This is a genomic window from Ilumatobacter coccineus YM16-304, assembly GCF_000348785.1.
Taxonomy (GTDB): Bacteria; Actinomycetota; Acidimicrobiia; order Acidimicrobiales; family Ilumatobacteraceae; genus Ilumatobacter_A; species Ilumatobacter_A coccineus.
On sequence record NC_020520.1, the window covers coordinates 2,159,592 to 2,181,763 of the forward strand.

18 protein-coding genes are annotated in these 22,172 nt (G+C 67.3%); 17 read left to right on the plus strand and 1 reads right to left on the minus strand.

Translation table 11 applies throughout. The annotated features are described in order from the left end of the window. The 13 genes from YM304_RS25045 to YM304_RS09790 all read left to right on the plus strand — a co-directional run bounded on the left by YM304_RS25045 (position 1) and on the right by YM304_RS09790 (position 15,128). On the plus strand, positions 1 to 1,116 hold the full coding sequence (locus tag YM304_RS25045; protein WP_015441507.1) for a UDP-N-acetylglucosamine--N-acetylmuramyl-(pentapeptide) pyrophosphoryl-undecaprenol N-acetylglucosamine transferase: 1,116 nt from the start codon (positions 1 to 3) through the stop codon (positions 1,114 to 1,116). Next, positions 1,113 to 2,594, plus strand: a complete 1,482-nt coding sequence (murC, locus tag YM304_RS09735; RefSeq protein WP_015441508.1) for a UDP-N-acetylmuramate--L-alanine ligase — start codon at positions 1,113 to 1,115, stop codon at positions 2,592 to 2,594. The genes YM304_RS25045 and murC overlap by 4 nt, the downstream gene beginning before the upstream one ends. Further along, on the plus strand, positions 2,575 to 3,552 hold the full coding sequence (gene murB, locus YM304_RS09740; protein ID WP_015441509.1) for a UDP-N-acetylmuramate dehydrogenase: 978 nt from the start codon (positions 2,575 to 2,577) through the stop codon (positions 3,550 to 3,552). The genes murC and murB overlap by 20 nt, the downstream gene beginning before the upstream one ends. Further along, positions 3,543 to 4,859 (plus strand): cell division protein FtsQ/DivIB, encoded by a 1,317-nt coding sequence (locus tag YM304_RS09745; protein WP_015441510.1) that lies wholly within the window; start codon positions 3,543 to 3,545, stop codon positions 4,857 to 4,859. The genes murB and YM304_RS09745 overlap by 10 nt, the downstream gene beginning before the upstream one ends. Positions 4,860 to 5,021: 162 nt before the next feature. Then, a complete protein-coding gene (gene ftsZ / locus YM304_RS09750) occupies positions 5,022 to 6,137 on the plus strand; it encodes a cell division protein FtsZ (RefSeq protein WP_015441511.1) in 1,116 nt (371 codons plus the stop codon). Positions 6,138 to 6,194: 57 nt separating this feature from the next. Then, positions 6,195 to 6,941 (plus strand): polyphenol oxidase family protein, encoded by a 747-nt coding sequence (locus YM304_RS09755; RefSeq protein ID WP_015441512.1) that lies wholly within the window; start codon positions 6,195 to 6,197, stop codon positions 6,939 to 6,941. A 31-nt stretch (positions 6,942 to 6,972) separates the two neighbouring features. Next, entirely contained in the window at positions 6,973 to 7,617 is a 645-nt protein-coding gene (locus tag YM304_RS09760; protein WP_041299457.1) for a YggS family pyridoxal phosphate-dependent enzyme, read from the plus strand. 170 nt (positions 7,618 to 7,787) lie between these two features. Next, positions 7,788 to 8,417 carry a cell division protein SepF gene (locus tag YM304_RS22355; protein ID WP_015441514.1) on the plus strand — a complete coding sequence of 210 codons (630 nt, stop codon included), beginning with the start codon at positions 7,788 to 7,790 and terminating at the stop codon, positions 8,415 to 8,417. A gap of 47 nt (positions 8,418 to 8,464) precedes the next feature. Beyond that, on the plus strand, positions 8,465 to 9,442 hold the full coding sequence (locus YM304_RS09770; protein ID WP_015441515.1) for a DivIVA domain-containing protein: 978 nt from the start codon (positions 8,465 to 8,467) through the stop codon (positions 9,440 to 9,442). Positions 9,443 to 9,513: 71 nt separating this feature from the next. Beyond that, positions 9,514 to 12,618 carry an isoleucine--tRNA ligase gene (gene ileS / locus YM304_RS09775; protein WP_015441516.1) on the plus strand — a complete coding sequence of 1,035 codons (3,105 nt, stop codon included), beginning with the start codon at positions 9,514 to 9,516 and terminating at the stop codon, positions 12,616 to 12,618. 151 nt (positions 12,619 to 12,769) lie between these two features. Continuing rightward, entirely contained in the window at positions 12,770 to 13,624 is an 855-nt protein-coding gene (locus YM304_RS24710) for a TraR/DksA family transcriptional regulator (protein ID WP_015441517.1), read from the plus strand. Positions 13,625 to 13,645: 21 nt separating this feature from the next. Then, positions 13,646 to 14,209, plus strand: coding sequence for a signal peptidase II (gene lspA, locus YM304_RS09785; protein ID WP_015441518.1), 564 nt, complete (start codon positions 13,646 to 13,648; stop codon positions 14,207 to 14,209). Further along, on the plus strand, positions 14,202 to 15,128 hold the full coding sequence (locus YM304_RS09790; RefSeq protein WP_015441519.1) for an RluA family pseudouridine synthase: 927 nt from the start codon (positions 14,202 to 14,204) through the stop codon (positions 15,126 to 15,128). The genes lspA and YM304_RS09790 overlap by 8 nt, the downstream gene beginning before the upstream one ends. Before the next feature lie 38 nt (positions 15,129 to 15,166). Here YM304_RS09790 and YM304_RS09795 read toward each other — a convergent pair whose 3' ends face one another. Then, the gene (locus YM304_RS09795) at positions 15,167 to 15,622 is read right to left on the minus strand and encodes an RrF2 family transcriptional regulator (protein ID WP_331709129.1); all 456 of its coding nucleotides are present in this window, start codon (positions 15,620 to 15,622) and stop codon (positions 15,167 to 15,169) included. A gap of 62 nt (positions 15,623 to 15,684) precedes the next feature. On the opposite strand from YM304_RS09795, the gene YM304_RS09800 reads away from it, so the two are divergent. The 4 genes from YM304_RS09800 (at position 15,685) to YM304_RS09815 (ending at position 22,168) form a co-directional block, all read left to right on the plus strand. Then, positions 15,685 to 16,818: an alkaline phosphatase family protein gene (locus YM304_RS09800; protein WP_154723392.1), complete on the plus strand. Its 1,134-nt coding sequence runs from the start codon at positions 15,685 to 15,687 to the stop codon at positions 16,816 to 16,818. Positions 16,819 to 16,836: 18 nt separating this feature from the next. Beyond that, on the plus strand, positions 16,837 to 17,439 hold the full coding sequence (locus YM304_RS09805) for a proteasome activator (protein WP_015441522.1): 603 nt from the start codon (positions 16,837 to 16,839) through the stop codon (positions 17,437 to 17,439). Positions 17,440 to 17,585: 146 nt separating this feature from the next. Next, entirely contained in the window at positions 17,586 to 21,170 is a 3,585-nt protein-coding gene (gene dnaE, locus YM304_RS09810) for a DNA polymerase III subunit alpha (RefSeq protein ID WP_015441523.1), read from the plus strand. A 161-nt stretch (positions 21,171 to 21,331) separates the two neighbouring features. Next, complete coding sequence (locus YM304_RS09815) at positions 21,332 to 22,168, plus strand: hypothetical protein (RefSeq protein WP_154723393.1); 837 nt, start codon at positions 21,332 to 21,334, stop codon at positions 22,166 to 22,168. The last annotated feature ends 4 nt before the right edge of the window (positions 22,169 to 22,172 follow it).

A 22,172-nucleotide genomic window follows, 5' to 3' on the forward strand; every position in this document is an offset into this window, starting at 1 on the left:
GTGTCGACGTTCGCTGTCGTCACCGGGGGAGGCACCGCCGGCCACGTTCTGCCCGCGCTCGCCGTCGCCGACGCGCTCGTGGCAGCAGGGCACGATCCGAGCGAACTGCACTACGTCGGCTGCGAGCGTGGCATCGAGACCGACATCGTTCCCGACACCGCATACGACCACACCTTCTTCGACGTCGTCGGCTTCCAACGCAGCCTGAGCCGTCGCAACCTCGGGTTCGTCCCGAAGATGTGGAACGCCCGACGGGCGGCGATCCGCCTGCTCGAGACCCTGCGTCCGAAGGTCGTCGTGTCGGTCGGCGGCTACGCGAGCATGCCCGCGGTCTTCGCCGCCCGCAAGCTCGACATCCCGGTCGTCGTCGTGTCGTACGACCGCCGACCGGGTCGCGCCAGCACGGTCGCTGCCAGACGTGCGGCCGTCTGCGCCGTCGCCTTCGAGAACTCGCCGCTGCCCCGTGCCGAGATGACGGGGGCACCGGTTCGCCAGGCGATCCTCGACGTCGATCGGGTCGCAGGACGCGACGCCGCTCGCAGGTCGCTCGGCATCGCCGACGACCGATTCCTCGTCGCTGTCATGGGCGGTTCGCTCGGTTCCGGCGTGCTGAACGACGCGATCAGCCGCATCGTCGCGGACCACGCCGACGATACGACGCTCGCCATCCGGCAGGTCGCCGGCGAACGGTTCGCCGACTCGATCACCTCGGCCGGCGACGGATCATCGGGCATCCACCACCAGGTGATCGGGTACGAATCCGACATGCCGGCCGTCTATGCGGCTGCCGACCTCCTCGTCGGGCGCGGCGGTGCGAGCACCGTGCACGAGGTGGCCGTCACCGGAAGCCCGGCCGTCCTGGTGCCGTGGAGCGGCGCCGCCGACGATCACCAGCGTGGCAACGTCGAGTGGCTCAGCGAGGCAGGCGCCGCCGTGCTGCTCACCGAGGACGACGTCGCCGACGGGGGACTGGAGCGCGAGATCGTTCGCCTCCGCCGCGACCCCGCCGCCCTCGCCGCGTTGTCGGCAGCAGCGTCCGACCGAGGCGAGGTGCACAGATCGGGCGCATTGGCCCACGTGATCGAACGAGTCGCCCTAACCTCTCCAACACTGTGACGACCCCCTCCGCCACCACACCGGCATCGGTCTCATCGACTGCCGCCACCGACCTGCTCGCCCCGCGCCGTCCGGTTCCCGAGGCGCCCCTCGACCTGTCGATTCCGCATCGACTCCACGTCGTCGGCGTCGGTGGACCCGGCATGAGCGCCATCGCCATCGCGCTGGCCGAGATGGGACACGACGTCTCTGGATCCGACCTCCGCGAGCATCCGGTGCTCGAACGGGTCCGTGCCGCCATGGCGACGGTGCACATCGGCCACGACCGCTCGTACGTCCACGGCGTCGACGCCGTCACGGCGTCGACCGCGATCCCCGAGCGCAACATCGAACTCGACGAGGCCCGCACCACCGGCGTCACGGTGCTCCGGCGAGCCGGGATGCTGGCGTCGATCTGTGCGCAGGCCAAGTCGATCGCGGTGGCGGGCACACACGGCAAGACCACCTCGACGTCGATGCTCATGCTGATGCTCGCCGAGGCGGGTCTGCGTCCCAACTTCGTCGTCGGCGGCGACGTCACCGACGTCGGCACCGGGGCCCAGTGGACGGGCGGCGAATGGTTGGTGGTCGAGGCCGACGAGAGCGACGGCACTCACCTCGAACTCCCGCTCCACGGCACCATTCTCACCAACGTCGAGGTCGACCATCTCGACCACTACGGATCGCTCGACGCCATCATCGACTCGTTCGACCGGTACCTGGCGCAGATCCCCGGCCCGAAGGTCGTGTCGGCCGACGACCCCGTCGCCGCCCGACTGGCACGCCGCCACGACGCCATCACGTTCGGCACCGCCGGCGACGCTCAGGTGCGAGCGGTCGACATCCGAGTCGAGTCGGGCGCCTCGATGTTCCGCGTCGAACGCACCGTCCCCGATGGCCCGCCGACCGTGCTCGGCGAGATCGAACTGCCGATGCGTGGCCTCTACAACGTGCTCAACGCGACGGGTGCCATCGCCATGGCGCTCGAACTCGGCGTCGACTTCGACGACATCCGCATCTCACTCGCCAAGTTCGGTGGCGTCGCCCGACGCTTCGACGTGCGCGGATCCGACGGCGGAGCGACGTTCGTCGACGACTACGCCCACCTGCCGTCCGAGATCCGGGCGGTACTCGGCGGAGCGCGCCACAGCGGTGACGGATGGAAGCGCGTGATCGCGGTGTTCCAACCGAACCGCTACAACCGGATCTCCGAGATCTGGCAGGAGTACGCCGACGCGTTCGGCGACGCCGACCTGATCGTCCTCACCGACATCTACGCGTCGGGCACGACGCCGATCCCCGGGGTGACCGGCAAGCTCATCGTCAACGCGGTCGCCGAAGCGAACCCCGGCAAGCGCGTCGTCTGGCTGCCGAAGCGTGACGACCTGATCAGCTTCGTCGCCGGCGAGGCACGCGACGGCGACGTCGTCGTGTCGATGGGATGCGGTGACATCGCGTCGTTCCCGTCGGAGGTGCTCGATGCACGCCAGCGTCGCTGAGCCCATCGCCGATCGCATCGAGGCGGCAGCCGCCGTGCTCGGGTCGCTCGCCCGACGCGACGTCCCGCTCGCCCCGTTCACCACGTACAAGGTCGGAGGGTCGGCCGCGCTCTTCGCCGAGGTCACCTCGATCGACGATCTCGCGATCGTCGCCCGGGCGCTCGGTGCATCGCAGTTGCCGCTCCTGATCGTCGGACGCGGGTCGAACCTGCTGGTGAACGATGCGGGCTTCGCCGGCATCGCCGTCTCGATCGCCGAGATCTCGATGTCGATCGACATCGACGAGCAGACCGGCATCGTCGACGCCGGGAGCGGCGTGCTGCTCCCCGTGCTCGCTCGACGCACCGTCAAGGCCGGCCTGACCGGCTTCGAATGGGCCGTCGGCGTGCCGGGCTCCGTCGGTGGGGCCGTCAAGATGAACGCAGGCGGTCACGGCTCCGACATCTCGGCGTCGCTCATCGACGTGACCGTCGCCGACCTCGCAGCCGCGGGCGACGCGCCCGACGCCGGACTGCGCCTCGACACGATCGCCGCCGCCGACATCGGACTGCGGTTCCGGGGGAGTGCGCTACCGGCGACGTCCGTCGTCGTCTCGGCGAGGCTGCAACTCGCCACGGGCGCCGATCCGGAGGCGGGAGACCGCGAACTCAGCGAGATCGTCGCCTGGCGGCGCGCCAATCAGCCCGGTGGGCAGAACGCCGGCTCGGTGTTCGTCAACCCGGTCCCCGGCGAGGTCAGCGCCGGCGCGCTCATCGACGAGATCGGACTCCGCGGACACCGCATCGGGTCGGCGAGCGTCTCCGACAAGCACGCCAACTTCATCCAGGCCGATGTCGACGGCAGCGCGAACGACGTCGTCGACCTCATGAAGTTCGTGCGTCAGCGGGTGCTCGACGAAACGGGCTACGCGCTGCGCAGCGAGATCAAACTCATCGGATTCGAGGAACCATGGGACTGATTCGACGCCGCAAGAAGAACCAGCCAGAACCGGATCGTTTCGGCGACGACGGCTTCGGTGACGGCGACGTCCGCATCATCGGGCCGGCATCGTCGTCGGCCGACGAGACCGGCGAGTTGGTCTCCGACGTCGAGCTCGACGGGACGCCCGGAGGCTCGGTTCTCGACGAACTGTCGATGGCGTTCGACGACGTCGACGACCCCGAGGTCGACGTGCTCACCAGCAGGGTTCCGGTGACCGGGGCGCACCAGCGTGGGGCACCTGCGACCGAATCGATCGACGTCGTCAGTGCCGGCGAACCAGAACCCGAGCCACGGAGCAAGCGATCGAAACGCAAGGGCGCCGAGTCGAGCGACGATGAGCCCGCTCGAGACGCCGCGACGATCTCGATCGGCGGCGACGACGATCTCCCCGACGCCGTGTATCTCGACGAGGCCATCGGTCTGGGTGGCGACGGCACGGTGTTCATCGACGACGACGGCCGCGGCGACGCGATCATGCCGCAAGACGCCACCGGGCCCGGCATCGAACCCCGACTCCGCCAGCGGCGGATCGGCGTGCGGCGCGCCGAGGGGCGCCGACGACTCAAGTGGGTCGCCATCATCGGCGTCGTGCTCGTCCTGCTCATCGGTGTCCTCGCCGTGCTCGGGTCGGGGCTGTTTTCGGTCGACGACGTCACCGTGTCGGGCCAGCGCTATGCCGACGACGCCGTGGTGCAAGAGGTCATCGACGATCTCGTCGGTACCCCGACGCTGCTCGTCGACACGGCCGCCGCCGAGCGGCGCCTCGAAGAGATCGCGTGGGTCGAGTCGGCGCGGGTCCGTACCGATTTCCCCAGCTCAGCGTCCATCGAACTGCGTGAACGCGTGCCGCTGGCGACCATTCGCGGGGCCGACGAGCGCTACCGCATCCTCGACCGCGAAGGGCGCGTCCTCGCGATCGAAACCGGTCAACCGGTCGCCCCGGTGCTGATCTCCGGGCCCGGCACGCTCGACCTCGAGGTGGGGCAGTTCGCCGACGTCGGGTACGCCGCGGCGTCGACACTCGTGACCAAGCTGACCCCCGAGGTCCGATCACGGCTCGTGTCGATCAGCGCCACGCCCGACGGCTCCGACATTCGCCTGATCCTGCGCAACGAACTGATCAACGGCGACCCGGCACCCGACATCGAAGTGCGGCTCGGCGCAGCGATCGGCGACAACGAACAGTTCGAACGACTGGTCCGCCTCGAGCGTGTTCTCGACGACATCGACGGCGGCGGAACGACCATCATCGACGTCTCGACCGACGAGGCGACCGAACGCTGACCTGCTCGGATCGCGCAGACGGCCGTGCTGCGGCGCTAGCGTCCCTCAACGGTGCTGGCAGACCTGCCAGAATGCGCCAAGACATGTCGTCCATCGCGGACGACGTCAGATCGAGAACTCCATGTACACACCACCGAAACAAATGAGCTGGGAGACCTACTGATGGTCGGCACGCCACAGAATTACCTCGCCGTGATCAAGGTCGTCGGCGTCGGCGGCGGCGGCGTCAACGCCGTCAATCGCATGATCGACGCTGGCCTGAAGGGCGTCGAGTTCATCGCCGTCAACACCGATGCCCAGGCGCTGCTCATGAGTGACGCCGACGTCAAGCTCGACATCGGCCGGGATCTCACGCGAGGCCTCGGCGCCGGCAGCGACCCGGAAGTCGGTCGTGAAGCCGCCGAATCGCACCGCGACGAGATCGAAGAGATGGTGCGTGGCGCCGACATGGTGTTCATCACCGCCGGTGAAGGCGGCGGTACCGGCACCGGTGCCGCTCCGGTCATCGCCGAGATCTCTCGTGAAGCCGGCGCCCTGACCATCGGTGTCGTCACCCGCCCGTTCTCGTTCGAAGGACGCCGCCGCTCGGTCCAGGCCGACAACGGTGTGCAGCGCCTGAAGGAGAAGGTCGACACGCTGATCGTCATCCCGAACGATCGACTCCTCACCGTCGCCAACGACAAGACGAGCGTGCTCAATGCGTTCAAGATGGCCGACGAAGTCCTCCTGCAGGGTGTGTCGGGCATCACCGGCCTCATCACCACGCCGGGACTCATCAACACCGACTTCGCCGACGTCAAGGCGGTCCTCGCCGACGCCGGTACCGCCCTCATGGGCATCGGCCAGGCCAGCGGCGACGAGCGCGCTGTGTCGGCTGCCAAGGCGGCCATCTCGAGCCCGCTGCTCGAATCGGCCATCGACGGCGCCCGCGGCGTGCTGCTCAACATCACCGGCCCGTCGAGCATGGGTCTGTTCGAGATGAACGCTGCTGCCGAGATCATCCACGGCGTGGCCCACCAAGACGCGCTCATCATCTTCGGTACGGTCGTCGACGACGAGATGGGCGACGAAGTCCGCGTCACGGTCATCTCGGCCGGGTTCGACCGCGTCGACGGCACCGGGTACACCCCGGCTGCATCGTCGTCGTCGGAGCCCGCTCCCGACCAGCCGCGCACGACCCCGACGCGCATCACCGAACTCTTCGGCGATTCCGACGAGCCCGATCCGCTGGCTGACGATGACGACGACGATTTCGACGTCCCGTCGTTCCTCAAGTAGCGGACCGTCCGCAACCGGTCGATCTCGGCCGGTCGAGCACCGAGCGCACGCCGTCGCGTGCTGACCCTGCTCGATCGTCGCGTCGCCGGACGGCGTTTCGTCGTCGCGGCGAGTGAACGAAGCGACGGCGACGTCCATCCGCACCACGTGGCGCCCGACGTACTCGCCGACCGCCAGCGGTCGATCACCGGCCGTCGATGGTCGATGGTCGACCAGTGCCACGGCACCGCGGTGCACCGCATCGACGCCGAGCGCGAGATCCCGACACACGCCGAGTCCGGTGAAGACGAACTGGTCGTGGCCGACGTGCAGCGAGCCGACGCGCCGGGAACGCACGTCGCCATGTGGGCCGCCGACTGTGCGGTCGTCGTCCTCGCCGGTTCGTCCGGCAACCTCGTCGCGGTGCACGCCGGGTGGCGTGGCCTGGCAGACGGCGCGATCGACGTCGCCTGTGACGAACTCGGTGACACCGCCATCGCTGCGGTGCTCGGCCCGACGATCCATCCGTGCTGCTACGGGTTCGGCGGTGACGACCTCGCCCGCGTCGCCGAGGCGGTCGGCGCCGAACCCTCCGCCATCACAGGAACCACCACGAGCGGCCGCCGCGCGCTCGATGTCCCGCTGGCCGTGCGAACCGCCCTCGCCCGCCGTGGCGTCGAACTCCATGCCGTCGGTCCGTGTACCGGTTGCGACGATCGCTGGTTCTCGCATCGCGTCCGACGCGACCGGGGCCGACATGCCACGATCGGGTGGATGGACGCCGAGCACGATCACGACGAACCGGCGAGGGCACATGGGGTCTGACGCTCCTCGACCCGCCCTCACCGTCGACGTCGTGGTCGAACGACTGGCGGCGCTCGACGAGCGCATCGACAGCGTGTCGAGAGCTCGCGAGCAGCCCATCACGGTCACCGCGGTCACCAAGGGCTTCGCCGCCGACGTGATCCGGGTCGCCGCCGACGCCGGCTTCTCCGCGGTGGGGGAGAACTACGCACAGGAGTTGCTCGGCAAGGTCGACACGCTCGACGCACTGGGTGAGCGGCGACCCACCGTCGAGTTCATCGGTCGGCTGCAGTCGAACAAGGTCCGCCAACTCGTCGACGTCGTCGACCTGTGGGCGAGCGTCGACCGGCCGTCGCTCGTCGCCGAGATCGCCAAGCGAGCGCCGGGCGCTCGCATCCTGGTCCAGGTCAACTCGACGGGGGAAGACGGCAAGGGTGGTTGTGCGCTCGGCGACACCGCTGCACTGGTCGAACGCGCCCGGGAGGCCGGCCTCGACGTGGCCGGGTTGATGACCGTCGGTCCGACCGGCGAGCCGCCCGAGGCCGCCCGCCCCGGTTTCGAGGCGGTACGGCGACTCGTCGACGAGCTCGGCCTCGAGGTGTGCTCGATGGGGATGAGCGGCGACATCGAGGTCGCCGTCGCCGCCGGATCGACCAATGTTCGCGTCGGGACCGCCCTGTTCGGCAGCCGGGCATGATGCTCGTGGTCCGCTGTTCGACGGTCGCTGCGAGTGCCGCCGAGCCGACCCGGCGACGTCGACGCGGCACGCACGCGTGTTCGAAGTTCCTTGCGCAGCGCAGCAATGCCGCTCGTGTCCACCGAATTGCCACTGTGTCGGGCTAAAGTCCGGGCGCTCAGGAGGAAGAAATGTCACTCTGGAAACGGACCATGGACTACCTCGGTCTCGGTCCCGACGATGCGTACGACGACTACGACGGATACGACGAGCCGGAACCCCCGGCTCGACAGCAGCGCGCCCAGCGCGACGTCGAACCCGCCGATCAGCGCGCCCCTCGCGGGAACCGTGGCGGGTGGGAGCCCGAGGGTGAGCCGACGGTGCGCACCGTTGCTCCTCGACCGAGCTTCCCCTCCAAAGACTTCGACGCATCGGCGGCGGCCCGGCGGCCGTCGATGCAGCAACCGCACCAGTCTCCCGGACGTGGTGCCGACGACAGCGGCGTGCACATCCGCCCGAGCCAACCCGAACAACCCGCTCCGCAACCGCAGCTTCGCAGCATCCCAGGAGGATCCATGGAGCCCCACACCGTTCGCCCCCGCCGCTTCGACCAGGCGCAGGAAGTGGCCGACGCCTTCAAGAACGGCATGCCGGTCATCATGAATCTCGAAGGCACCGAACGCGATGTCGCACGCCGACTGATCGACTTCGCGAGCGGCATCTGTTACGCGCTCGATGGCACGATGGAGAAGGTGGCGACCGGCGTCTACCTGCTCAAGCCGCCGGCACGACCGCAGCGCTACGACGAATACGACGACTGACGAACACGACGACTGACTTCCCTCGGGAAAGAACGTAGAGGATCACCATGGACATCAGCCCACAACGAGTGCGCACCGCTGAGTTCAAGACCGTCAAGAAAGGTCTCGACCCCGACGAAGTGCGGGCGTTCCTCGAGGAGGTCGCCGCCGAGCTCGAACGAGCGCAGAACCAGTCGACGGCGATGGAAGCCCGCGCCCGGGCCGCGGTCGCTCGACTCCAGGAGATCTCCGAGGCGACGCCGGCAGCACCCGCCGACGGTGCCGTCGAGCCTGCGCCCGCCGTGGCCGCAGTGCCCGAGCCCGCCGCCGACGTCGTTCCCTCGGTCGACCAGGCCGAGACGATCAGCCGCACGCTGTTGCTCGCTCAGCGCACGGCCGACACCGCCATTGCCGAAGCAGAGGCCGAAGCAGCCCGTCTGCGGACCGAAGCCGAAGCCGAGGCCACGAAGACCATCGCGAGCGCGCAGGAGATCAGCGAACGCCTGTCGACCGAAGCCCGCGAAGAAGCGCGCAAGCAGGGCGAGGCCGAGCGGATCCAGGTCGAGAGCGAAGTCAATGCGCTGCTCGCCCGTCGTGACTTCCTCGAATCCGACGTCGACCACCTGCAGACGTTCCTCGTCGACGAGCGCAACCGGCTCCGCGAGGCCGCCAACGACATCCTCGAACTCGTCGAGCGCGTGCCGGCCGGCCTCGGAGAAGTGCGCCGACCGTTGCTGTCGGCCTCCGACGACGACGAACTCATCGCCGCGACGTCGGCCACCAGTGCCGGCGCCGCACCCGAGTCTGCGGCTGCCGAGCCCGCAGCGGAGCATCTCGTGACCCAGGAGATGCCGTCGATCGGCAGCGAGCGCGCCGCGAGCGACGCTGACGCTGGTGATGCGGCTGCCGACGACGACGGCGGCTTCGACTGGTCGGGGGAGTCCGACGACACCGACGCTGACGCCAGTGATGACGACCCGCTCGTCATCCAGACCGACATCTCCGACGAGGGCCCGACCGGGTTCTCGTACGACAAGAACCGCTGACCGCCGGCGCCGCCGAACGGCGCGCGAACCTCCTGCGTTCAGGGGCCGTCGCGTCGGTAGCCTTGACCGACGTGGCATACCCGAACGTCGACCCGCAGCCAGACTTCCCAGCCCTCGAGCGCACGATTCTCGACCGCTGGGAGCGAGACGAGACGTTCGAAGCCTCGATTGCGCAGCGCGAGGCCGGCGAGAACGGTGAGAACGAGTTCGTCTTCTACGACGGCCCGCCGTTCGCCAACGGACTCCCGCACTACGGGCACCTGCTGACCGGGTACGTCAAAGACGCCATCCCGCGCTACCAGACCATGCGCGGCAAGCGCGTCGAGCGTCGCTTCGGCTGGGACTGCCACGGCTTGCCCGCCGAGGTCAAGGCCGAACAAGAACTCGGCATCTCCGGGCACCCCGAGATCGCCGCGTTCGGCATCGACAAGTTCAACGACGCCTGCCGGGCGAGCGTGCTGCAGTACACCGACGACTGGCGCAGCTACGTGACCCGTCAAGCTCGCTGGGTCGACTTCGACAACGACTACAAGACGCTCGACCTCTCGTACATGGAGAGCGTGATGTGGGCGTTCAAGACCCTGCACGACAAGGGGCTCATCTACGAAGGCTTCCGCGTGCTCGCGTACTGCTGGCGCTGCGAGACCCCGCTGTCGAACACCGAGACCCGCATGGACGACACCTACCAGGATCGCCAGGACCCGGCGCTCACGGTCGGTTTCGAACTCGACACCGGCGAGAAGGTGCTGGCCTGGACCACCACGCCGTGGACGCTCCCGTCGAACCTCGCACTCGCCGTGGGCCCCGACATCGACTACGTCGTCGCCGAACAGGACGGCCAGCGGTACATCATCGCCGAAGCGCTCCTGCCCAACTACGCCGCCGAACTCGGTGAGGCCGAGATCGTCGAACGCATGAAGGGCACCGACCTGCTCGGACGCCGCTACACGCCGCTGTTCGACTATTTCGCTGATGCCACTCAGCATGGCACCGAGCAGGCGTTCCAGATCATCGCCGCCGACTTCGTGTCGGTCGACGACGGTACGGGCATCGTGCACATGGCGCCGGGCTTCGGCGAAGACGACCAGATCGCGTGCAACGAGGCCGGCATTCCGACGCTGTGCCCGATGGACGAGCACGGCCAGTACACCGCCGAGATCAGCGACTACGTCGGACGTCACGTGTTCGACGCCAACCCCGACATCATCCGGGCGCTCAAAGACCGCGGCAGTCTCGCCGAGGGCGGTCCGGTCGTGCGCCACGCCACCTACGACCACTCGTACCCGCACTGCTGGCGCTGCGCCGAGCCCCTCGTCTACCGCGCCGTGTCGTCGTGGTTCGTCGAGGTCACGAAGTTCCGTGACCGCATGGTCGAACTCAACGAGCAGATCACCTGGCAGCCCGCGCACATCAAGGAGGGCAGCTTCGGCAAGTGGATCGCCAACGCCCGCGACTGGGCGATCAGTCGCAACCGCTTCTGGGGATCACCGATCCCGGTGTGGAAGTCCGACAACCCCGACTTCCCGCGCCTCGACGTGTACGGCTCGCTCGAGCAACTCCAGGCCGACTTCGGCGTGGAGGTCACCGACCTGCACCGCCCGACGATCGACGACCTGGTGCGCCCGAACCCCGACGACCCGTCGGGGGAGTCGATGATGCGGCGCGTGCCCGAAGTGCTCGACTGCTGGTTCGAGTCGGGTTCGATGCCCTTCGCCCAAGTGCACTACCCGTTCGAGAACACCGAGTGGTTCGAGAACCACTATCCCGGCGACTTCATCGTCGAGTACATCGGCCAGACCCGCGGCTGGTTCTACACCCTCCACGTGTTGGCCACGGCCCTGTTCGACCGTCCGGCGTTCTCGTCGTGCGTGAGCCACGGCATCGTGCTCGGCGACGACGGCCAGAAGATGTCGAAGTCGCTCAACAACTATCCCGACCCCGTCGAGATGTTCGACAGCCACGGCGCCGATGCCATGCGCTGGCACCTGCTGAGCTCGTCGATCCTGCGCGGCAGCGACGGCATGGTCACCGAAGCCGGCATGCGCGAAACCGTCCGCCAGGTGCTGCTCCCGCTGTGGAACTCGTGGTACTTCCTGACGCTGTACGCCAACGCCGGCGGCCATCAGGGAACGGTGCGCACCGACTCGACCAACGTGCTCGACCGCTACATCCTCGCGAAGACCCGCGACCTCACGGCCGACATGACCGAGTCGATGGACGCCTACGACCTGTTCGGCGCCTGCCAGCACGTGCGCACGTATCTCGACGTGCTCACGAACTGGTACGTACGCCGCAGCCGCAGCCGCTTCTGGGAGGGCGACCACGATGCGATCGACACGCTGCACACGGTGCTGTCGACGCTGACGCGCCTCGCTGCTCCGCTCCTGCCGTTCATCTCCGAGGCGATCTCCGACGGGCTGCACGGCGACGAGTCGAGCGTCCACCTGGCCGACTGGCCCGCTGTCGACGAGTTGCCGGCCGACGACGAACTCGTCGCGTCGATGGACCTCGCTCGCGACGTGTGCTCGTCGACGCTGTCGGTGCGCAAGGCGCATCAGCGGCGCGTTCGGCTCCCGCTCTCGTCGGTGACCGTTGCGTCGCCCGACGCCGAGCGACTCGCCGATTTCGCCGGCCTGATCGCCGACGAAGTCAACGTGCGCCACGTCGAACTCACCTCCGACGTGTCGTCGGTGGCGTCCGAAGAACTCAAGCTGGTGCCCGCCAAGCTGGGGCCGCGTCTGGGCAAAGACGTCCAGACCGTGATCAAGGCGCACAAGCAGGGCGACTGGAGCGTCGACGGTGACGTCGTGGTCGTCGGCGGCGTCGAACTGGTCGAGGGCGAGTACACGCTCGAGCAGGTGGCGTCCGACGATCAGGCGAGCACCGGACTCGGCAGTCATGCCGGCGTCGTCGCGCTCGACATCGTCGTCACCCCCGAACTCGAACTCGAAGGTCGCGCACGCGACCTCGTGCGCTTGGTCCAGCAGGCGCGACGCGACGCCGACCTCCACGTCTCCGACCGCATCGACCTCACGGTCACCGCCGGGCCGGAGTGGATCGAGGCGCTCGACGCTCACGAGGGCCTCGTCGCCTCCGAGACGTTGTCGACGTCGGTCACGGGCGTTGCCGACGAGTCCGCTGCGGAGCCGGTGATCACGGTCGCCGTCGCGTCCTGAACCGGCGTCGGGCCTGGCGACGCAGTGTGCGACTGCGAACGCGCTCGCACATCGTCGCGTGACAATCTGGCGGAAAGTGCAGGCCATCCGGTAGAGTCCGGCGCTCACACCGCCGACCAGGGCCGATTCAACCGGCTGCGAAGGAGTGCACATGGCCGCCGCGAAGAAGTCCGCAAGAGCCAAGAAGGCCGCGAGCAAGAAGGTCGCGGCCAAGAAGACGGCGGCCAAGCCGGCCAGGAAGGCGGCGGCCAAGAAGACCGCAGCAAAGAAGACCGCAGCGAAGCCGGCCAAGAAGGCGGCGGCCAAGAAGACCGCAGCCAAGAAGGTCGCGGCAAGGAAGACCGCAGCGAAGCCGGTCAAGAAGGCGGCGGCCAAGAAGACCGCAGCCAAGAAGACCGCAGCCAAGTCGGCAGCGGCAACGAAGTCAGCGTCATCCACACCCTCCAAGAAGAAGGCAGCAGCAACGAAGGTGCCCGCCAAACCAGCGACGAAATCCGCGGCCAAGAAGGCCGCACCCAAGAAGCCCGCAGCGCGTACCAGCGCTCCGGGTCTCCTGTCGAACGACACGTTCGAAGTCCAGGAGATCCCGGCGCCGCGCGGCACGACCAAAGACGGCATCACCTACACCAAGGACTTCGACGTGAAGTTCCTCAAGGCGCAGCGTGACGAGCTCGAAGCTCGCAAGGCGTCCGAGATCAAGCGAGCCACTCGTCTCGAGGACGAAGCCGAGAGCCTGATCGAAGACGGCGAGATGGGCGATGTCCAGTTCGACGACGAAGGCGGCGAAGGCGACACGATGGTCGTGCAGCGCGACCTCGACCGTGTGCTGTCGAGCCAGGCTCGCCAGACGGTGCTCGAGATCGACGAAGCCCTCGAACGCATCAAGGCCGGCACGTACGGCTACAGCGAGGTGTCGGGGCAGCCGATTCCGCGCGAGCGGCTCGAAGCGTTGCCCGAGACGACCGTGCTCGCCGCCGAGAAGGCCAGCGGAGTCGGCCGGCTCTGAGGGGCTCATCGGCTCAGTGACATGAACTTCGCCCGAGCTTGGCGGGCCCCGGTGCTTCTGGCGCTGGCGCTCGTCGTCGCCGATCAGGTGACGAAGCACTGGGCGGTCAACGAACTGTCCGACAATCGGACGATCGAGGTCGTCTGGACGCTGCAGTTCAACCTTGCATTCAACAGCGGCATGGCGTTCAGCCGCGGCCAAGGGATGGGGCCGTTCATCGCGATCGTCGCCACGGTTGTCATCGTGTGGCTCCTCGCCTCGCTGCGTGGCGTCGGTGGGCGTCTCGCCACGTTCGGGATGGGCTGCGTCATCGGTGGCGCAGCGGGCAACCTCGTCGATCGCGCCTTCCGCGGCGACGCCTGGTTCCGCGGGGCCGTGGTCGACTTCATCGACTTCCAGTGGTTCCCGATCTTCAACATCGCCGACATGGCGATCAACGTCGGAGCCGGCGCGTTGATCCTCAACGCGTTCCTGTCGTCGCGGAATCCAGACGACACCGCCGACGCCGGTGAGGTGGCGGCCGCCGGGGCCGACGGTGTGACCGACGATTCGTCGGGTGACGAGGAGCGTGCGTCCCATGAGTGAGTTGATCTCCGAAGAGGTGCCGGCCGCCCTGGCCGGAGAGCGCCTCGACCGCATCGTCGCCCTGATCGGCGACATCTCGCGCTCCGACGCGACCAAGACGGTCAAGGCCGGCGGCGTGACGGTCGACGGAACGACCGCGCCGTCGGGCAAGGTGCGGCTCGGAGCCGGACAGATCGTCACCGTCGACCCGGCGATGTTCCCCACCACCGAACTGCCCGGGCCCGACCCGAGTGTCGAGTTCGGAGTCATCCACGAAGACGACGACGTCATCGTCGTCGACAAGCCTCCTGGACTCGTCGTGCACCCCGGTGCCGGAAACGACTCGGGAACGCTCGCCAACGGCCTGCTGGCCCGGTTTCCCGAGCTGGAGCACGTCGGCGACCGCATGCGGCCCGGCATCGTCCACCGACTCGACGCCGGGAGCTCCGGGCTGCTCGTCGTCGCCCGCACCAACGAGTCGGTCGATCGCCTGATCGAGCAGTTCGCCGACCACTCGGCCACCCGTGTCTACGACGCGATGGTGTGGGGAGTCCCCGATGCCCCGCACGGCATCATCGACGCGCCACTCGGCCGCAGTCGAAGCGACCCGTTGCGCATGGCGGTCGTGGCCGATGGACGCCCGTCGCGCACCGACTACCAGGTAGTGGGCAAGTACTCGTCGCCCGCGGTCGTGTCACGCCTCGAGTGCCGCCTCGAAACAGGGCGAACCCACCAGATCCGCGTGCACCTGTCGTCGATCAACCACCCGTTGCTCGGCGATCCGACATACGGGCAGCGGCGGCCGAACCTCGGTCTGAAACGTCCGTTCCTGCACGCCGCCGAGTTGCAGTTCCGGCACCCGGCGACGGGGGAGCGGGTCACGTTCCACAGCCCTCTGGCACCCGACTTGCAGGCCTGGCTCGACAAGGCCGAGGTCTGACCCGCCGGACGCCTTGTCTCAGAGACAAACCGTCCGGGTCAGTCGACCGGCGTCGGCCACGGCGAGTTGCCCTGCGCGATCTCGGCGATCGTCGCGAGTGTGTACCCGTCGAGGTGCTTCTTCATGTGTGCGCCGGCCTGCTCCCAGATCGCGAGCAGCACGCACTGGCCCTCGTGGTCGCACGCGCCGTCTTGATGCGGCCGACCGAAGTCGCCGAGGGTGATCGGGCCGTCGACCGCCGAGACGATCTCGGACAGGCGGATGTCTTCGGGGGCGCGTTGCAGGACGTAGCCGCCACCGACGCCGCGCTTCGATCGGACCAGTCCGGCGCCCTTGAGGGCCAACAGGATCTGCTCGAGATAGGGCTGCGGCAGACCGGTGCGTTCGGCGATGTCGCGGACCGACGTGGGGCCCGCGTCGGCGCCATGCAACGCCAACGAGAGTAGAGCACGACAGGCATAATCCCCGCGGGTCGAGATGCGCACGCACTGCACTGTAGGGGGTGACCCGAGGTTCGGTGTTGTTCCGAGGCCGCGAAGGTGGTGGACTGTGCGCGGTGAGTCATCCAGGCGGGGAACCGATCATTCCGAACTATTCAGGCCCGAACGTGCGCGGGATCATCCCGGCGATCCTCGGCCCGCAGTCCCGACTCGGTGCCTGGGGTGACGAGATGCCGGCGTGGATGCCCGACGCGGTCAAGGGTGCCGATGCCGTGGTGCTCCTCGTGCTCGACGGCCTCGGCTGGGACCAACTCGACGACCACCGAGCCATCGCCCCGACGCTGGCGTCGATGCAGGGCCAGGCGATCCACACCGTGGCACCCACCACGACGGCGACGGCGCTCACGTCGATCACCACCGGCCTGACGCCCGGCGAGCACGGTCTCGTCGGGTACCGCATGATGCTCGGCGGCGAAGTGCTCAACGTGCTGCGCTGGGCGGTCGGCGACCAGCAGGTGCGTCGCTCGCACCCGCCTCGCGACGTGCAGACCTTCGTGCCGTTCATGGGCGACGAGATTCCGGTCGTGGCCCAGGGCGAACTCCAGAACTCCCCGTTCAGCGAAGCGCACCTGCGGGGCTGTCGGCCGGTCGGTTGGCGAGCGCCGTCGAGCATCGCCGTCGAGGCCGCAGCGCAAGTCACCGCCGGCGAGCGGTTCGTGTACTGCTACTACAACGGCATCGACAAGATCGCCCACGAACGAGGCTTCGGAGCGTTCTACGACGCCGAGCTGCGCTACTCCGATCGACTCGTCGCCGACCTGCTCGAGACGCTCCCGGCCGGCACGGCGTTGCTCGTCACCGCCGACCACGGCCAGGTCGACGTCGGCGACCAGATCATCCACCCGACCGACGAGTTGCTCCGCATGGTCACGCAGCAGTCCGGCGAAGGCCGGTTCCGCTGGTTCCACTGCGCAGCGGCCGACGTCGACGATCTGGCCGCCGCTGCCGCCGACGAGATCGGCGACACCGGATGGGTCGTGACCAAAGAACAGATGCTCGACGACCACTGGTTCGGTCCCACCGTGTCGCCACCCATCCAGCGCCGACTCGGCGACGTCGCGCTCGTCGCGTCGAGCGACGTCAGCTACTTCGACCCGGCCGATTCGGGTCCGTTCGAGTTGGTGTGTCGCCACGGATCGTTGACCTCCGCCGAAGTCAACGTGCCGTTGCTTGGCCTGCTCGCCGAATGACGCGCTAGAACGGTCGCCATGTCCGAACCCTCCGACGACACGACCCCCGAAACCGGCATCGGCGAGCGCCCTGCTGCACTGTCGCCCGACGGCATCGAGCACCCGGCCGGCGACGACGCTCCCGACGCGGAGCACGCCGACAACGACTCCGGCGACGAGCCCGACGATGCCGACGAGCAGACCCCCGAGTCGGTCACCGAGCCCGGCAAGGTGATGCGCATCGGGTCGATGATCAAGCAGCTGCTCGAAGAAGTGCGGGCCGCCGATCTCGACCAGGCGAGCCGGGAGCGGCTCGCCGAGGTGTACGAGCGTTCGATCGTCGAGCTGTCGGGAGCGCTGTCGCCCGACCTGCAAGAAGAGCTCCGCAACCTGGCGCTCCCGTTCGAGCACGACGAAGTGCCGAGCGACGCCGAACTCCGCGTGGCCAAGGCACAGCTCGTCGGCTGGCTCGAAGGCCTCTTCCACGGCATCCAGGCCAGCCTGATGGCCCAGCAGCTCGCCGCCCAACAGCAGCTCCAGCAGATGCGTGAGCTCCCCGGCCAGTCGGGCCAGGGCCCGGCGGGCCGCCCCGGGCAGCCCAACGCGCCGCAGCCCCCGCCCCAGACCGGCACGTACCTCTGACCAGCGCGGTCGATGGGGCGCCGTCGAAGCGCCCAGTGGCTGGACGGGCGCCGCTGCGCAATTCGTCACCGTTCGTGTCGAGCACGTGATCGACTGACCCGCTCGACCCGCTATCTTCAAACCACAGCTTTGTAAGCCCTCGTCCCATGGCCGATTCCTTCACGCACCTCCACGTCCACACCGAATTCTCGATGCTCGACGGAGCGTCGCGCCTCGACGAGATGGTGGCCAAAGCCGTCGAAGACGGGCAGCCAGCGATCGGCATGACCGACCACGGCAACATGTACGGCACGCTCGACTTCTACAAGGAGTGCAACAAGCAGGGGATCAAGCCGATCATCGGCACCGAGGCCTACATGGCCCACGAGCACCGTTCCGAGCGGCCGACCCGACGTGGTCGCGTCGACGACTCCGGTGGTGAGACCGAGGGCGGCAAGAAGCTCTACTACCACCTGATCCTGCTCGCCGAGAACAACACCGGCTACAAGAACCTCATCCAGCTCTCGTCAAAGGCCTTCATGGAGGGCTACTACTACAAGCCGCGGATGGACTTCGAGCTGCTCGAACAGCACTCCGAAGGCCTCATCGCGACGAGTGCCTGCCTCGGTGGCCACGTGCTGCAGGCGCTGATGCAGGGCCGCGACGAACAAGCCCTGGAGCACGCTGCCCGGTTGCAGGACATCTTCGGACGCGACAACTTCTTCATCGAACTCCAAGACCACGGCATCCCCGAGCAGCATCAGACCAATCCGAAGCTGATGGAGATCGCGAAGAAGATCAGAGCGCCCCTGCTCGCGACCAACGACAGCCACTACGTCCACCGAGACGACCACGAGAGTCACGACGCACTGCTGTGCGTGCAGACCGGCTCGCTGATGTCGGACCCGAACCGGTTCAAGTTCTCCGGTACCGATCACTACCTGAAGACCGCCGCCGAGATGCGGTATCTGTTCCGCGAGGTTCCGACGGCTTGTGACAACAGCCTGTGGATCGCTGAACGGTCAAATGTCGAGATCGAGTTCGGCAAACCGCTGCTGCCGAACTTCCCGCTCCCCGAGGGTTTCGACAGCGACGCCGACTACCTCACGCACCTCACGATGGACGGTGCGAAGAAGCGGTGGGGCGAGAACATCCCGGTCGAGGCCCAGGAACGCCTCGCCTATGAACTCAAGGTCATCAACGACATGGGGTTCGCGTCGTACTTCCTGATCACCTGGGACCTCATCAAGTACGCCCGCGACAACAACATCCGAGTCGGCCCCGGCCGTGGCTCGGCCGCCGGCTGTGCGGTGGCGTACTGCCTCTGGATCGTCGACATCGACCCGCTCAAATACGATCTGCTCTTCGAACGGTTCCTCAACCCGAGCCGTGTCTCGATGCCCGACATCGACATGGACTTCGAGACCCGATACCGGGAAGACATGATCCGCTACGCCGCCGAGCGGTACGGACGCGAACACGTCGCGCAGATCATCACCTTCGGCTCGATCAAGGCGCGCAACGCCGCCAAGGACGCCGCTCGTGTGCTCGGTTACCCCTATGGCATGGGCGACAAGATCGCCAAAGCGATGCCGCCGATGGTGATGGGGCGTGACACACCACTGAAGTACTGCTTCGAGGATCACCCGAAGTACGCCGACGGCTACAAGGCCGCCGCCGACCTCCGGGCGATGTACGACACCGATCCCGACGTCAAGAAGGTGCTCGACGTCGCTCGCGGGCTCGAGGGACTGAAACGATCCGACGGCATCCACGCCGCTGCTGTGGTCATCACCAAGGATCCGGTCACCGAATACGTGCCGATCCAACGCAAGCCGACCGCGGGCATGGACCCCGAGGACGCGCCGGTCGTCACGCAGTACGAGATGCACGGCGTGGAAGACCTCGGCCTGTTGAAGATGGACTTCCTCGGGCTGCGCAACCTCGACGTCATCTCCGACGCCGAGCAGATGATTCGTGCGCGCGGCAATCCCGACCTCGATGTCGAGAAGGTGCCGCTCGACGACAAGGCGACCTACGAGTTGCTGTCGCGCGGCGACACGATTGGCATCTTCCAGCTCGAGTCCCCACCGATGCGTCAGCTCCTCAAGGCCATGGAGCCGAAGACGTTCGAGCACATCGCTGCTGTGCTCGCGCTGTACCGACCCGGTCCGATGTCGGTCAACATGCACTACGACTACGCCGACCGGATGAACGGTCGCCAGGAGGTCACGTACTTCCACCCGGATGCCGAGGAGGTGCTCGGAGACACATACGGCCTGATGATTTATCAGGAGAGTGTGATGCGGGTCGCGCAGCACTTCGCGGGCTACACGCTTGCCGAAGCCGACAACCTGCGCAAGGCGATGGGCAAGAAGGTGCGCGAGGTGATGGCCGCGGCCCGTAACGGCTTCGAAGAGGGCGTGGTCAACACCGGCTACGACAAGCAGATGGGTGTCGAACTGTTCGACATCATCGAGAAGTTCGCCGACTACGCCTTCAACAAGAGCCACACGTTCGGGTACGGGCTGGTCACGTACCAGACGGCCTACCTCAAGGCGCACTACCCGGTCGAGTACATCGCCTCGTTGCTCACCAGCGTCAAGAACAACCTCGACAAGGCGGCCACGTACTTGGCCGACTGCCGTTCGATGGGCATCAAGGTGCTGCCGCCCGACGTCAACCGTTCGCTGATGAACTTCGGTGCGTTGTCGCCCGACGAGCTGCCGCCCGACGTCACGCTGCCGATCGGGAGCCCCGGTGCCATCACGTTCGGACTCTCTGCGGTGCGCAACGTCGGCGAAGCACTCGTCGAGCTGCTGATCGCCGAACGCGAGGAGAACGGTCAGTTCACGAGTTTCCACGACTTCGTCGAGCGCGTGCCCGAACAGGTGCTCAACAAGCGCACCATCGAGTCGCTCATCAAGGGCGGCGGGTTCGACACGCTCGGCCACGACCGTCGGGCCCTGCTCACGGTGTTCGAACACATCATCGACACCACGGTCAAGCGGCGACGCGAGGAGGAGAAGGGCGTCATGTCGTTGTTCGGCGACTACGGCGACGATGCCGACTCGTCGGGCGCCGGCGACACGTTCAGCGAACGCACGCCGATCCCGGAGAACATGGAGTTCGACAAGTCGGAGAAGCTCCGTTTCGAGAAGGAGATGCTCGGGCTCTACGTGTCCGATCACCCGCTGTTCGGTGTGGAGGCAGCGCTGCGGCGCAAGGTCGAACACAACCTGATCGACCTGCCCAACATGGAAGACGGCGCGGCGGTCGTGGTGGGCGGCATCATCACCAACCTGGCTCGTAAGTTCACGAAGAAGGGCGACCAGATGGCCGTCTTCGTGCTTGAGGATCTCGATGCGTCGATCGAGGTGACGATCTTCCCGCGCACGCTCGCCGAACAGGGCCACAAGCTCGAAGACGACCTGATCGTGTCGGTGAAGGGACGCCTCGACCGTCGCGACGAGTCGCGCTTCGGCATCATCGGCCAGACGATCACGGTGTTGCAGGGGCTCGACGACGGCCCGGCGGCGCCGTTGCGTCTGCGTCTGCCGGCGAGTTCGCTCGACGAGTTGAAGGTGCAGCGGCTCAAGCGCATCCTCAACGAGCATCCGGGCGAGTCGGTGGTGATGGTCGATCTCGGTCAGGGCAAGATCCTGAAGCTCGCCGACGAGTTCCGCGTCGACCTCGACCGCTCGGTCGGCGAACTCCGCATGGCCTTCGGCCACGAAGCCGTCCTGCTCTAGCGCGCCCAGACCCCGGGGGCCCCGACCACGGCCGCGTGTCCATTCACCCGTCACTCTGGTGCGGCGCGGGACATCTGGCTGCACTCGGGTGAAACGCGCGGGAGATCTGACTCCGTCATGAATCGTTCCGATGGACGCTCCAGGCAACGTCGCTTCGCTCGTTGCGCCGCTTTCTTGCTCGCTTCGCTCGACCTGACGCATCCAATGACGCGCGGGAGTTCCCGTGGTGCGCGGCCGGCGCCGGGAGCATCAGCGACCAAGGCTGGCTCGACGGCGATCAGACGTGGTGTCCGACGAGTTGGTCTGAGCCGTCGACAGAGAGAAGCGGTACAATGGAACTAATGGCTCTTGATGTTGTGACAAATGACGCATCGGCGTTGGAAGACACCGACCTTGACGATTTGGCGTCGATGGACGATGCGTTCAGCGCCGGAGAGCTGTCGAAGGCTCGAGAGGACTGGGTGTTGATCACCACGGCCCGTTTCGGCTCGGCGCTGCATGGTTTCACGTTCTCGACGCTCGAACGCATCGGTGGCACGCCGTGCGTGTTGATCGGTCTGATGAGCGTGAAGCGCACCAGCAAGCGTGATCAGGTCCTGCGTGGTCTGATGGGCGAGGCGTACCACCGGGCGCTCATGGCATTCCCCGACGAAGACGTCGTGGTCGGGTGTCGTTTCATCAACGCCGATGCTCGTGAAGCGTTCAAGGATCTCGACGACGTGACGCCGTCGCCGGGCGAGAACGCGGTCGGCGAAGAACGGGCGTGGGGCCGTCGCCTCGCGAAGCGGTTCGGTATCGACAAGAAGTACGACGCGAAGACGTTCATCGCGAGCGCCGGTGCACAAGACGGGTATCTCGACTTCGAGTCGGCGAAGCCCGAGAAGCTCGACGCCGATGTGGTCGAGATGATGAGTGCCATCCCGGTCGCCAAGGGCGGCGCGATGGTCGTGTACGGCTGGACGATGGCCGAAGATCTCGTCAAGCTCGGCAAGCGCTGAGCGA